The sequence below is a fragment of the Salmonella sp. SAL04213 genome (assembly GCF_046550535.1).
Taxonomy (GTDB): domain Bacteria; phylum Pseudomonadota; class Gammaproteobacteria; order Enterobacterales; family Enterobacteriaceae; genus Salmonella; species Salmonella enterica.
This window is the reverse complement of sequence record NZ_JBGDXS010000007.1, coordinates 107,297-123,995: the sequence shown is the minus strand read 5'-3', so window position 1 is coordinate 123,995 and position 16,699 is coordinate 107,297. Positions and strand designations below refer to the sequence as shown.

Below are 16,699 nucleotides of genomic sequence, written 5' to 3'. Positions count from 1 at the left end.
AATATAATATTATGGGAAATAAAAGCATACAAAAGTTTTTTGCCGATCAAAATTCTGTAATTGATTTATCTTCTTTGGGTAATGCCAAAGGCGCAAAAGTTTCTCTTTCCGGGCCAGACATGAACATTACCACGCCGCGTGGTTCAGTGATCATTGTCAATGGCGCTCTTTATTCAAGTATCAAAGGCAATAACCTCGCTGTTAAATTTAAAGATAAGACTATTACCGGCGCTAAAATTCTGGGCAGCGTAGATTTAAAAGATATTCAACTGGAGAGAATTGACAGCTCATTGGTTGATTCTGCTCAGGTAGAAAAGAAAGGTAATGGCAAACGACGAAATAAGAAGGAAGAAGAGGAATTAAAAAAGCAGCTTGACGATGCTGAAAACGCAAAGAAAGAAGCTGATAAGGCGAAGGAAGAAGCAGAGAAAGCTAAGGAGGCTGCAGAAAAAGCGCTCAATGAAGCGTTTGAAGTACAGAACTCGTCAAAGCAAATGGAAGAAATGCTGCAGGAATTTTTGGCTGACAATGTAGCAAAAGACAATCTGGCTCAGCAAAGCGATGCTTCCCAGCAAAATACACAGGCTAAAGCAACGCAGGCTTCTAAACAGAACGATGCTGAAAAAGTTCTTCCTCAACCTATTAATAAAAATACCAGCACTGGCAAAAGTAATAGCAGTAAAAATGAGGAAAATAAGCTCGATGCCGAGTCTGTTAAAGAGCCGCTTAAAGTCACATTAGCGCTTGCGGCCGAAAGTAACAGCGGTAGCAAAGATGATAGTATAACTAATTTTACCAAACCTCAGTTTGTAGGTAGCACTGCTCCCAATGCCACGGTCATTATTAAAATTAATGGTATTGCTGTCGGCCAGGCTGTAGCGGATAGTTTGGGTAACTTCACCTTCACTGCGCCTGAAACATTGACTGATGGAACATACAATCTGGAGGCAGAGGCCAAGACTGCTGATGGGAGCGGTAGCGCCAAACTTGTCATTACTATCGATTCCGTTACCGATAAGCCAACATTTGAACTTTCGCCTGAAAGTAGTGTGTCCGGTCATAAGGGCTTAACGCCGACCTTGACGCCTTCAATTGTTGGTACGGCGGAAGAGAATGCTAAGGTTGACATTTATGTAGATAATAAACTGGTTGCCAGCGTTGATGTCGATAAAGATGGAAACTGGAGTTATGAATTTAAGGATAATGAATTATCTGAGGGCGAAAATAGTATAAAAGTCGTTGCTGTAGATAAAGCAGGTAATAAAAACGAAACGACGGATAGTATCATAACCGACACCATTCCTCCGGAAAAGCCGACGATTGAGCTGGATGATAGTAGTGATTCCGGCATTAAAAATGACAACATTACAAATAGCACCCTGCCAACATTTATTGGTGTGGCGGAACCCGGTTCTACAGTCTCTATTTATCTTGGACTTAAACATCTTGGTGAGGTCATTGTTGCTAAAGATGGGACATGGAGCTATACGCTTACTACGCCGCTCAAGGATGGCGAATACAATATAACAGCAACTGCTACTGATATTGCCGGGCATACCTCAGCGACGGCAAATCTGCCTTTTACTATTGATACACGTATCAGCTATTTCAGCGCTGAGATTGAAACGACTGATGATAGCGGTATTGTCGGTGATAACGTTACTAACAATACTCGCCCAACCTTTACAGGTAAAACTGAGCCAAATGCTATTATCAGTGTCATAAATAGTGAGACTGGCGAAGAGGTTGTTTTTAAAGCGAATGACCAGGGTGAATGGACGTTCAATTTCACTTCAGACTCAGTGGAAGGGATTAACAATCTTACGTTCACTGTTGAAGATGTCGCTGGCAACAAAAAGGATTTTTCCTTTAGTTACGTTATTGATACTATTGCCCCTCTACCTCCGACGGTTTCTTTGGAAGATTATGTTGTTTTGCCGAATGGTATAATTTTATCAGGGAATGATTTACCGGCTTTAGTCGGTACGGCAGAGCCAAAGTCTACCATCTTATTGATGCGAGATGGTAAATTATATGACAGCATTGAGGTTGATTCAAACGGGACCTGGAATTATCAGTTTAGTAATAAATTTCTTCAGGGCGCCTATGATATTGAAATCATTTCTCAGGATGCCGCCGGCAATAAATCCTCTACTGTTAAATATTCTTTTACTATTCAAACTGAAGTTGTACCTCCAAAAGCGGAACTCGATGCCAGTGATGATTCCGGTGCAAAAGGCGACTGGATTACCAATAAACATAATGCTCTGACATTACTGGGAACAGCGGATAGGTTTGCTACCGTAAATATCCTTATCGATGGTAAAACGATAGGCGTGACGACTGCGGATGCAGACGGTAACTGGAATTTTGATATTTCCCGAAATCTGTCTGACAATGTTTATAAGATTACGGTTGAATCCATCGATCCTTTAGGAAGAACGTCATCTGTAGATTATCAGCTTACCATTGATAGCTTTACGCCGATCCCTACTGTTATGTTGCATGATAGCGCTGACTCTGGCGTTAAAGGCGATATGATTACTAAAATTAATACGCCGTTGTTTACCGGGATGGCTGAAGCTAATGCTAAGGTTTCCATCTATGTTGACGGTGTGTTAAGTGGCGAGGCTATTGCTGGCGATGATGGTGTATGGAATTTTCAATTTACCACAGCGTTATCCGATGGCTCGCATGACGTAACGGTAAAGGTAGAAGATATTGCCGGTAATACTGCCTCCTCATCAGCGTATAATTTCCAAATCGTAACGCAAACGCAAAAACCAACAATAGAGTTGGTCAACGATACGGGGGTTGATAATACAGACCATATTATTAATGAAAAGAATCCTGCACTGACAGGGACCGCTGCACCCTATTCAACGGTTAAACTCTATGTTGATGGCGCACTGATCGCTGAGGTCAGAACAAATAAAGATGGCAGATGGGAGTATACCCTGAAAGCCGATCAAGGTTTGGTTGATGGCGATCATAGAATAACCGCTTCAGTTGAAGATATCGCTGGCAACATTGCCCATTCGGATCCTTTCTTAATTAGCGTCGATACTGCTATTTCAATACCGATAGTTTCATTGAGCCCGGATTCAGATTCGGGAATTGCAGATGATAATTTAACGAATATCGTTAAACCTACCTTGCACCTAAAAGATATTGATCCGGACATTATCAGTGTTCAGGTATGGGATGCCGCGTCTGATACGCAGATCGGTGTTGCCACGCAACAACCTGATGGTTCATGGGCCTATACCTTTACTTCAGATTTAACGGAAGGCTTGCATCAGGTTTATGTCAAGGTTGAGGACATTGCGGGTAATAAAGCGAACAGCGCGGTATTCGATTTTACTATCGATACCACAGTATCAACGCCGGTGATTTCCCTGCTTTCTAAGGATGATACGGGGGTGACAGGCGATAACCTGACCAACATCAATAAGCCAGGTTTTGCTATTTCCGGTGTTGATGCCGATGCGCATCGGGTCGTCGTACAGGTGATGCACAATGGCGTGAGCGAAGAGATCGAACTTTCTCACCTCAATGGTAGTTGGTTATTTACACCAGGGAATACGTGGGCGGATGGCAGCTACACGTTAACGGTGAAAGTAGAAGATAAGGCAGGAAATACCAACTACTCAGCGCCGCTGACGGTCGTTATCGATACCCAAATCGCCATTGATGGGGTGGAACTGGTCAACGATAGCGGCGTGAAAGGCGATAATATGACCAACGACGACCGTCCCCACTTTCGTGTGACGGTACCTACGGATGTCAATGAAGTCCGTCTGAGCATTGACGGTGGTAATTCGTGGGTTCAGGCAACTCCGGGCGTGGCAGGAAGCTGGGAGTATATCTGGCCGACAGACCTGGCAGATGGTCAATACACGCTAACGGTGGAAGCGACTGATAAAGCAGGCAATACAGTGACGAAGACCATCGATTTCGCGGTGGATACCACGCTGTCAGTGCCGGTCATCGTACTGAATAGCGCGGACGATACCGGTGTCCAGGGCGATAACATGACGAATAGCACCCAGCCGACATTTGCCCTGCAGCATATTGATGATGATGCCGTTCGCGTTACGGTCAGCGTGGAGCATGGCGGCGTTACCACTACATTTGACGCCACGAAAGGCACAGGCGGATGGACCTTTACGCCGCCGGCATTATGGGCGGATGGTGATTATACCCTGAGTGTGTCAGTCGAAGATAAAGCGGGGAACACCAGCCATTCTGCATCGCTGACGGTGACGGTGGACACGCAAATCGCCATTAATAACATTGAACTGGTCAATGACAGCGGTATTCCCAACGATAATCTGACTAATAACGTGCGTCCGCAGTTCCAGGTGACGGTACCGACGGATGTCAACGTGGTGCGCCTGAGCATTGACGGCGGCAAGACGTGGTTCAACGCTACTCAGGGCGCGACGCCGGGCGCCTGGGATTATATCTGGCCGGATGATGTGGCCGACGGAGGCTATACCCTGACGGTAGAAGCGACCGACAAGGCGGGAAACCAGACGACGCAGGAACTTGATTTCACCATCGATACCACTCTGTCTGTGCCGACCCTCTCGCTGGACAGCGCAGATGACAGCGGCATCGCGGGCGATAATATCACCAATGTTAAAACGCCGGGCTTTACCCTCAACAATATTGATACCGATGTCAGCAGGGTGATAGTGGAGGTAATGCACAATGGTATTAAACAGGAGGTACCACTGGTTCAGACCGGCGGACAGTGGCGCTTTGCGCCGACCAGCGACTGGGGGGACGGCGACTATATCCTGACGGTGAAGGTAGAAGATAGGGCCGGAAATGTGAAGCAGTCCGCGCCGTTGACGGTGACAGTGGACACGCATATCGCCATTGACCGTATTGAACTGGTTAACGACAGCGGTATCCCCGGCGATAATCTGACCAATGAAGCGCGCCCGCACTTTCAGGTGACAGTACCGGCGGATGTTAACGGTGTAAGACTGAGTATTGATGGCGGCAAAACGTGGTTTGACGCCACGCAGAGCGCGACGTCGGGCGTCTGGGATTATACCTGGCTGACGAATGTGGCTAACGGCCCTCACACCCTGATGGTGGAAGCGTCCGACAAGGCGGGAAACAAAACGACGCAGAAACTGGACTTCATCATCGATACCCTGCTGTCAGAACCGACGATTATCCTGGACAGTGCGGATGATAGCGCCGCTGGCGATAACATCACCAACGTTAAGATGCCAGGCTTTACCCTCGGTAATATCGACGCCGACGTGACCAAAGTGGTGGTGACGGTGGCGCATGATGGTAAGAACCAACAGATAGAGTTGATTAAGAACGGCGGTGTGTGGCGCTTTACGCCGGGCGCAGCCTGGACCGATGGCGACTATACGTTGACGGTAAAGGTAGAAGATAAGGCGGGTAATACAAATTATTCTGCGCCGCTGACGGTGACTATCGATACGCAAACGTCTATTGATCGCATTGAGCTTCTTAATGACACGGGTATTGTCGGGGATAACCTGACCAATGAAGCACGTCCACAGTTTCATATTACGGTACCGACGGACGTGAACTCTGTGCAACTGAGTCTTGATGGCGGCATCAACTGGGTTAACGCAACGCTGACGTCTGACGGCGTTTGGGAGTATATATGGCCGACAGATCTGGTCGAAAATACGTATACCCTGACAGTGAAAGCAACCGATGTTGCAGGCAACACGGCGACGGAAACGCTCAATTTTATCATTGATACCACATTGTCGACACCGACCATCACGCTGGATAGCGCAGATGATAGCGGCACCGCCAACGATAATAAGACTAACGTTAAAACGCCGGGTTTTATTATCGGCGGTATTGATTCTGACGTGACTCAGGTCGTCGTGCAGGTGATGCGCGATGGTCACAGCGAGGAGGTGGAGCTGACGCAGACTAACGGGCAGTGGCGTTTTGTACCCGGCAGCGCGTGGACTGATGGCGACTATACGCTGACGGTAACGGTGAAAGATGAGGCGGGTAATATTCGCCACTCAGCGCCGCTGAAGGTCACTGTCGATACCCAAATCGGCATCGACAATATTGAACTGGTTAACGACAGTGGTATCCCCAATGACAATCTGACCAACAACGTGCGCCCGCAGTTCCAGGTGACGGTACCGACGGATGTCAACGTGGTGCGCCTGAGCATTGACGGCGGCAAAACGTGGTTTAACGCCACACAGAGCGCGACGCCGGGCGTCTGGGATTACACCTGGCTGACCGATGTGGCTAACGGTTCTCACACTCTGACGGTGGAAGCGACCGACGCGGCGGGAAACAAGGCAACACAGAACCTGGAGTTCAACATCGATACCCTACTGTCAGAGCCGACTATCGCTCTGGACAGCACGGACGACAGCGGAACAAAAGGCGATAACCTGACCAACGTGAATAAGCCGACATTTATACTGGGCAATATTGACGCGGACGCACGGTATGTCACGGTTGAGGTGCAGCATGGCGGCACGAAAGAGGTGCTGACGGCCACCAAAGGCGCGACCGGCATCTGGAGCGTGACACCGACCGGTATGTGGGCGGATGGCAGTCATACGCTGACGGTGAGGGTGGAGGATGAAGCGGGTAACGTAAAATACTCAGTGCCGCTGACGATTACGGTCGATACCCAAATCACCATTGATGATATTGAACTGGTTAATGACAGTGGTACTAAGGGCGACAATCTAACTAACGACGCCAATCCACATTTCCGCATCACGGTGCCAGGGGATGTCAACGAAGTCAGTCTGAGTATTGACGGCGGTGTAACCTGGGTTAAGGCGATGCAAAGCTCGACGTCGGGCGTCTGGAATTATACCTGGCCAAAGACATTGGCAGATGATGACTACACGTTAACGGTGAAAGCGACTGATAACGCAGGCAATACGGTGACCAGGACGCTCGACTTCACTATTGATACCACGCTGTCGACGCCGGTTATTGTACTGGATAGTGCGGACGATACCGGTGTCCAGGGCGATAACATGACCAATCGCACCCAGCCGACATTTAACCTGCAACATATTGATGATGATGCCGTTCGCGTTACGGTCAGCGTGGAGCATGGCGGCGTCACCACCACATTTGACGTGACTAAAGACGCAGGAGGATGGACCTTTACGCCGCCGACATCATGGGGGGCGGGTGATTATACCCTGAGTGTGTCAGTCGAAGATAAAGCGGGGAACACCAGCCATTCTGCATCGCTGACGGTGACGGTGGACACGCAAATCGCCATTAATAACATTGAACTGGTCAATGACAGCGGTATTCCCGACGATAATCTGACTAATAACGTGCGTCCGCAGTTCCAGGTGAAGGTACCGACGGATGTTAACGAGGTACGCCTGAGCATTGACGGCGGCAAGACGTGGTTCAACGCTACCCAGAGCTCGACGCCGGGCGTCTGGGATTATACCTGGCTGGCTGATGTGGGAGAGGGTAAGCATACCCTGACAGTGGAGGCGACCGACAAGGCGGGAAACCAGACGACGCAGAAACTGGACTTCATCATCGATACCCTACTGTCAGAACCGACTATCGCTCTGGACAGCACGGACGACAGCGGAACAAAAGGCGATAACCTGACCAGCGTGAATAAGCCGACGTTTATACTGGGCAATATTGACGCGGACGCACGGTATGTCACGGTTGAGGTACAGCATGGCGGCACGAAAGAGGTGCTGACGGCCACCAAAGGCGCGACCGGCATCTGGAGCGTGACACCGACCGGTATGTGGGCGGATGGCAGTCATACGCTGACGGTGAGGGTGGAGGATGATGCGGGTAACGTAAAATACTCAGCGCCGCTGACGGTTACGGTCGATACCCATATTGCCATTGATGATATTGAACTGGTTAATGATAACGGTATTCCCGGCGACAACCTGACCAATGACGTTCGTCCACACTTCCGCGTCACGGTGCCAGGGGATGTCAACGAGGTACGTCTGAGTATCGACGGCGGTAATACGTGGGTTCGTGCAACACAGGGCACGGCAGGGATCTGGGATTACACCTGGCCGAAAGATGTGACCGACGGGCTACATACCCTGACGGTAGAAGCGACCGATAAGGCGGGAAACCAGACGACGCAGACGCTCGATTTTACCATTGATACCCGGCTGTCAACGCCTACCATCGCTATGGATAGCAGGGACGATACAGGTGCCATTGGCGATCATATTACGAGCGTCAAAAGACCGGGCTTTACCATTGGCAATATTGACGCCGATGCGCACTCGGTCATTTTGCGGATCACACAGGGCGGCAATAGCCAGGAAGTGACACTAACCCAGGTTGGAGGACAGTGGCGCTTTACGCCAGATGCTGACTGGGCGGACGGTAGCTATACGCTAACGGTAGAAGTCCAGGATAACGCGGGGAATGTCCGCCAGTCCACGCCGCTGATAGTGACGGTAGATACGCAAACCAGCATTACTGATATTACATTGGTCAATGATCATGGCGTGCCTGATGACAATCTAACTAACAGTACCCGTCCGCAGTTTGAGATCACGGTGCCGGCGGATGTGAATTCTGTGCAACTGAGCATTGATGGGGGCGCAAACTGGGTGAGCGCGGCGCAGGGTATCGAAGGCGTCTGGGGCTATACCTGGCCAACGGATATGGGCGATGGAAAACACACCCTAACCGTCATGGTCACCGACAGAGCGGGCAATACGGCGACGCAAACGCTTGAATTTTTCATCGACACCCGGTTGTCGACGCCGACCATTGCGCTGGATAGCACGGATGATACCGGTACGCCTGGCGATGATATGACCAATCGCACCCGACCGACCTTTATTCTGCAGAATATTGATTCGGATGTTATCAACGTTACAGTCAGCGTCACGCATAATGGAACGACAACCTCGTTTACCGCGACACAGGGGGCTGGAGGATGGAGCTTTACACCGCCAGCGCCGTGGGGCGACGGTGATTATACGCTGACGGTGACAGTGGAGGATCGGGCGGGAAATACGCGTCCGTCTACGCCGCTGACGGTGACAGTGGATACGCAAATAGCCATTGATCGTATTGAATTAGTCAACGATAGCGGCGTCCCTGGCGATAATGTGACAAAACATGTGCGTCCGCAGTTCCAGATCTCGGTACCGGATGATGTGGAAAAGGTTCTTCTGAGTATTGACGGCGGCACGACCTGGGTTACTGCAATCAAGAGTTCGACGGCTGGCATTTGGGATTACACCTGGCCGACGGATATGCCAGAGGGACAGCATACCCTGACCGTGGAAGTGACTGACGGTGCGGGTAATAAGATGACGGAGACGCTCAATTTCACTATCGACATCACGTTGTTGACGCCAACCATTGAGCTGGCGCCCGATCAGGATACCGGACAGAATAAGAACGATAATCTGACCAGCGTCACTCAACCAGTATTTGTGTTGGGGAGTATCGATAAAGATGTTCGACACGTGGAATTGAGTATTGAGCATAACGGCACGTTTAAAACGGTGGTACTCACCGAATCAGCCGACGGCTGGCGCTATTGACCGGATTCTGCTTTGGCGGACGGTAGCTACACATTCACCGTGACGGTAACAGATGTGGCAGGCAACCAGCAAACATCCGCGCCTTTAAAGGTGACGATAGACGGTTCGTTGACTACGCCGGTGATTGAGCTGGCGGCCGGCGAAGATAGCGGTACTGTTGGCGATCGCCTCACCAAACACGATCGGCCTGTGTTCGACATACGCCAGGTTGATTCTGACGTTACGCGCGTGATGGTCAAAGTAACTTACAACGGTAAAACGCACGAGGAAGCGGCGGTATTCACCAATGGTCAATGGCGCTTTACGCCTTCTGCGAGCTGGGCTGATGGCTCATATCAGTTAGCCGTTGTGGTGGAAGATCTGGCGGGGAATGTAAAAGAATCTGCACCGTTAGAGGTGCGTATTGATACCACGACAACCATTAACAATATCGTATTGCTTAATGATACTGGCGTGCAGAATGATCAATTAACGAATGTTGCTAAACCGTCATTCAGAATTGACGTTCCCGGTGATGTCATCCAGGTACGCGTAACCCTGGATGGTGGCGCTAACTGGAATGTGATACGCAAAAATGCCGACGGACAGTGGATTTTTGACACCCCGAATACTCTGGTTGACGGCACATATACCCTTCGCGTAGAGGCCACGGATCAGGCAGGTAATATTGCGAATAAAGATTTAGTATTTAATATCGATACTAATATACAGGTTCCGACTATTGCTTTAGACGCAGGACAAGATACCGGAGCGAATACCGCCGATAATATCACTAATATTTCACGACCCACCTTTACGATTGGTAATGTTGACCCCGATGTTATCAAAGTCGTGGTGACGATTGATGGTCATGATTATAACGCGACTAAGGTTGGGGCTGGTTGGCAATTTACACCAGGCAATGCCATTCCGGATGGTTCTTATAATATTACCGTTACGGTTGAAGATAAGGCCGGAAATACCGCGACATCGAAACCATTACCTGTTGTGATAGATACGACGGCTGAAATTGAAAGCGTCACGTTGGTTACAGATAGCGGTGATAGCGATGTAGATAACATTACCAAAGTCGACAAGCCGCAGTTTAGTATTGTTACCGCTGATGATATTACCCATGTGCGCGTTAAAATCGATAACGCCGCTAATTGGATTGAACTCACAAAAGGAGGGGATGGCCGCTGGATATTTAATGTCGGTTCGGCATTACCTGATGGGCAACACACTCTCTTGGTTGATGTGACTGATATCGCCGGCAACGTTGCGCAAGAAACGCTGCAGTTTACGATTGATACGACTCTGCGAGAGCCGACAATTGTACTCGATCCCACCCATGATACTGGTGATGATACTAATGATAATCTTACCAGGATTAACAAACCGGTGTTTATTATCGGTAATGTCGATAATGATGTATCACACATTGTGGTTCATATTGATGGTCGGGATTACACCATTGAAAACACAGGGGGGAATTTAACCTTTACGCCGGATCAACCACTGTCTGACGGTCAGCATACGATCTCTGTTACCGTAACGGATATTGCTGGTAATACCAAAACATCGGCCGAACTGAAGATTGAAATCGACACGCAGGTTCAGATTGACAGTGTTACGTTAACAACAGATAGCGGCGTCAACGATCACGATAATGTCACCAATGCTACCCGTCCCTCTTTTGAAATTGCAACGCCTGATGATGTGACATCGGTGCTGGTTTCTTTCGATGGCGTAAACTGGACGCCTGTCAGTAAAAATGCGGCCGGGCAGTGGCAATTTACTGCAGGTAGCGCATTGTCTGATGGTCATTATACTCTCCATGTCCAGGCGACGGATCGGGCAGGGAATACGGCAAATTCCACGCTGGGCTTCACCGTGGATACGCAGATTGACGGCCTGAGCGTCGTGATGCTGGACGACGCCGGAAAGGATTCTACGGATGGTATTACGAATATTACCTCTCCACGTTTTGAAATTTCAGCCAGAGAACCGCTGCAGAGCGTGACGGTAATTTTAAACGGGAAATCCAGCACACTGACTCAGGGGGCAGGTAATAAATGGCTATTTACCCCTGATACACCGTTAGTGGATGGAACTTACAAAATAGAAATAGTGGCTGAAGATATCGCAGGTAATAAAATTAGCAAAGAGGTATCATTCACAATAGACACTGTTGTTTCTGATCCCCGTATTGATTTGCTGGATGCGGATGATACTGGCGAAAGCGCTGTTGATAATATTACGAGTGTCACTAAACCACGTTTCGTTATTGGCAATGTACCCGCCGATATTGATACTGTGGTAATCAGAATTAACGGCGTTTCTTATCCGGTTACGGCAAATGGCAATAACCTCTGGGAATTTCAGGTTCCCGTTGCGTTAAACGATGGCGTATATGAAGCCGTTGTTGTCTTCAGAGATATTGCCGGAAATACTTCTGAAACTAAGCTGCCCTTTACCATTGATACCACGACAAGCGTCAGTGTCAGAATGGAGCCAGCGTCTGATACCGGCAGCTCCAATAGCGATAACCTTACGAATAAGCAAAATCCCAAATTCGAAGGTACTGCAGAGCCTAATGCGAAACTGGTGATTACCATTGTTGACGATAAGTCAGGTCGGGAGGTTTTAAAACACACGATTACGGTTGGCGCCGATGGCAACTGGAGTGTGACGCCGAATATACTGCCGGATGGCATGTATACCATCAACGTCGTCGCAACAGATGTCGCGGGAAATACTGCGCAAACGCAGGAAAGATTCACTATCGATACGGTTACGATCGATCCCACCATTCGCCTTTCGGATCCATCTATTGATGATCAGTATGAGGCAACCAGCCTGCGTCCTGAGTTCAAAGGGCTCGCCGAAGCGTTCTCGACGATTATGATTCAGTGGGATGGGAAAGTGGTCGGCTCGGCAAACGCCAATGCGAATGGCGAATGGAGTTGGACGCCGCCATCAGTATTAGCGCCAGGCTCCTATGTTGTGAGCATTGTTGCCAAAGATAAAGCGGGTAATGAATCGTCGCAGGTCGACTTTCCTGTCGTAATACCTGTTATTGATGTCACGCCTCCAACCATAAAGCTCAGCGAGGAGAGCGATAGTGGTGCCTTAGGAGACTTTACCACGAATAATAAAACGCCGACCCTGGTTGGGAACACGTTACCTAATGCGATTGTGAGTATTTATGTGGATGGCGTGAAGGTCGGCGAGGCGACAGCGGATACAGCGGGTCGATATACTTTCCAGTTATCGGAAATGAAAGATGGCCATTATGTCGTCCAGGTGGGTATCGTCAACCCTCGCGATAATAGCGAACTGCGTTCTACCGCCGTTGATGTCACTATCGATACCGAGGTTGCTGAACTGGTATGGAATATATCTGGAATGCATGAGGGCGGATATATCAATACGGTGACGCCGGAGATTGGCGGCACCAGTGAGCCAAACAGCAAAATCACTATCTTTGTGAATGGCGTTGAAAAAGCGATTGCTTATACGACAGGCGCAGGACACTGGGGCGTAGTATTACCCGCTTTGGGTAATGACGGTAATTATGAATTAACGTTTAAAGTTGAAGACGTTGCTGGCAATATCAGAGAGTTTGGTCCGCAGAATGTAATACTGGATACGGTAATTTCGCCGTTAACCGTGGTATTACGCGAAGCTGATGACAGTGGCAAAGTTGGCGACTGGATCACCAATAAATCTCATGTCACCATCGATGGTACTGCCGAAGCCGGAAGTACTTTAACCATCAGGAATCCGCAGGGGGGGGTTATTGCTACCCTGGTGGTAGGCAATGATGGTCGATGGAGCGCAGAATTAGATCTGCGTGAAGGTAGTAATGCCTTTGTCGTGGTATCGGAAGATAAAGCGGGCAACAGCCAACAAAAAGATATTCTGATAGAACATGATACGCAGATTGAAATCAGCGATATTTCATTAAGTCGGGATACTAATAGCGGTGATAAATATGATCTGATTACCAATAATAAGTCTCCGGTACTGGTTGCCATGACCGATCCCGGCGCGACGGTACAGGTTTATATTAATGGTGTGTTACAAGGCACAGTAGAGGCGAGCTCGTCAGGTAATATTAGCTATACCATGCCGGCAAATAGCGCCGACGGCGAGTATCAGGTGCAATTTGTTGCTACGGATACTGCTGGCAACCGGGTTGAGTCTGCGATTACAACCGTGACAATCGATTCTCAAATTGCTGTCTTTGACATTGATGAAGATTCATTACCGGCCCTCTCTAATAACCGGGCGTTGTCAGTCTCAGGTGTTGGGGAGGCTGGTTCTCAGGTCAGCATCTTTGTCGATGGTAAATTAGTCAACGTTGTTATGGTTGAGGCTGATGGCACATGGCGCGCGCCGATACTGCTGCAAGATGATGGTACGTTTAATATTCATTTCAGCATTACTGACGTTGCTGGCAACACTGAAGTGAGCAAGGATTATAGCGTGGATGTCGATTCATCAACCGACTTCCCAACGCTCAACCTTGAAGATGCAAGCAACTCTGGTTCACTTGACGATCTGATTACTAGTCACAACAAGCCTGTGTTAGTAGGCACCGCAGAAGCGGGAGCCACAATCCATATTTATGTGGATGAAAAGATCGTGGCAAATGTGCTTGTGCTTGAAGATGGAACCTGGTCCTATCAGTTTGATAATGCGTTAAAAGATGGTGAATATTCTATCCGAGTGGTTGCCGAAGACCCGGCAGGTAATACGGCAGAATCGCCTCGCTTACTCGTCACGATAGATACCAGTACGTTTATCGATAATCCTGTTATGATGGCAGGATCTGATAACGGTATTTTCAGTAATGATAGTATAACGAGTCAAACCCGGCCTGCGTTTAGTATTTTTGGAGAAATGAACCAGAGTGTTCAGATTTTCATTGATGGAGTGCTAGTCGATACGATCACGGTGACGGACAGAAATCAAGTTTATCGACCTGAGTCACCGTTGGGCGATGGTTCCCATAGCATTTATTATGTTATCACCGATAAAGCAGGCAACACGGCTACCTCGAAAACGCTAAACTTTACTATCGATACCTTTAATACGACGCCTGTCGCCATTGATTCTATCGGCGGACAAACGTTAGCAGAGATGACCGGTAGTGATGGCAAAATATATATAACGGACACGACACGTAACTTATTGTTTAGTGGCAGTGCCGAGCCCAATAGCAAAATAGAAATCATCATTAATGGCTTAAATGTGGGGGAAGTTTGGGTTAATGACAAAGGCCACTGGCAGATGCCGGTGAACCCGCTTTATTTCACAGAAGGCCAGCTGGATATCACTGTTAAATCTACGGACCGTGCTGGTAACGTCAATCAGGAAAAGTATTCCATTTGGGTCGATACGCATATCCAGGTATTTACCAGCGAGCTTGATGACAATAAATCATCATCGAAAACGGACTGGTGGAGTAATAGCTCCACTATTACCATGAGAGGTATGGGGGAAATTGGCGCTACGGTATCATTAATCGTGGCAGGGGTCACGCTGGCAACCGCTGTTGTTGCGGCTAATGGGCAGTGGGAGTTATCGACCGATCGGCTTCCGGAAGGGAAATACGATATCACTTTGAGTATTGAGGATAACGCAGGCAACCGTAAGGAAGAGGTACATGAAATATTTATTGATCGAACGCCGCCAAACGCTCCGGTCGTAACTTATTCAGATATTGTCAACGATCTAATTATTATGCAGGGAACGGCGGAAGCCAAATCTCAGCTAATAATAACCGATAGTAATGGGAATACTTATACGTTAACCGTTCCTGATAATGGTAAATGGAGTATGGCGATCCCGTATCCATCGGAAGGGAAGTTTACCATTACGAGTGTGGATGCGATTGGTAACCGGAGTGATGATGTCCCTCTCGATATCATGAAAGAGACCCCTGTTATTTCATTATCTCCAGACTCAGACAGTGGTACGGTGGGCGATAATATTACGCGAGATAATCAGCCTACCTTTATTATCGGGAATCTGGAAAGCGATGTTGTGGTCGTTCAGGTCGATATCAATGGGACCGTATATAATGCTGAAAAAAATGCCGATGGCGTTTGGTTCTTTACGCCAGGTACACCGTTAGCTGATGGTTCCTATACGATATCGGTAATCGCAAGCGATGCCGCGGGTAATCAGAAAAACTCGTTACCCATTACCGTTACGATCGACAGTACGCTGACCGTGCCGGAGATTGCGCTGGCAGCAGGTGAAGACAATGGCGCTTCAGACAGCGATAACGTGACGAATCACAATCACACCCAGCCTAAGTTCACGCTGCAGCATATTGATGCTGATGTGACCGGGGTGACTGTAAACGTGACGCATAATGGCGTGACAGACATCTATCAGGCGACGCAAGGCGCGGATGGCTGGACCTTCACGCCGCCAGCCGCCTGGAATGATGGTACCTACACGCTGAGCGTGACGGTGGTGGATCGCGCGGGGAATTCACTGCAATCTGCTTCGCTGGAGGTGACGGTTGACTCAACGGTGACGGTAACAGCGGATAGCCAGCATGACGATGCGATCGATGACGCCACGGCAACAGCGGTTACTCCACCGGAGTCTGAAACAGTGAATGCCGAAAGCGCTACGCATCTTCGTACAGTGCCGTCTGCGGCGGAAGAAAGCGTGGTGAAGGAGACAGCCTATAGTATTACATTGTTAAACGCTGACTCTGGGGATGAAATAGATCGTTCAATTAGTCAGACACCTTCTTTTGAAATATCAGTACCTGAGAATATTGTTAATGTCAGTGTTATGTTTGAAGGAGAAGAGTTTACTCTGCCGATAACTAACCAGAAAGCAATATTCGAAGTTCCGCTATCTTTGGAAGATGGTGAATATACTATGGACGTGAAATTCATTGATAAGGACGATGATTTCCTGATTAAGGAAAAAACATTCTCAGTCGATCACTCCTCGGCAGATATTGTGAACGCAATGAATGCAAGAGGAAAGACCGAGGATGATATTAATGATTCCCCTTCAACGAGTTCTGTAGGGCACAACAATAACGGCGCTATTGATGTTTTCGCCGTTAATGAAGTTACGCTACCTGTAGATAATCAAGAAGAACACGCATAATA

Annotated in this window: 1 pseudogene; it reads left to right on the top strand. The window is 48.5% G+C overall.

The features are described 5' to 3' along the window. Positions 1-11: 11 nt before the first annotated feature. A pseudogene (gene siiE / locus ACLJPQ_RS17330) lies at positions 12-16,697 on the top strand (non-fimbrial adhesin SiiE). Positions 16,698-16,699: the final 2 nt, after the last annotated feature.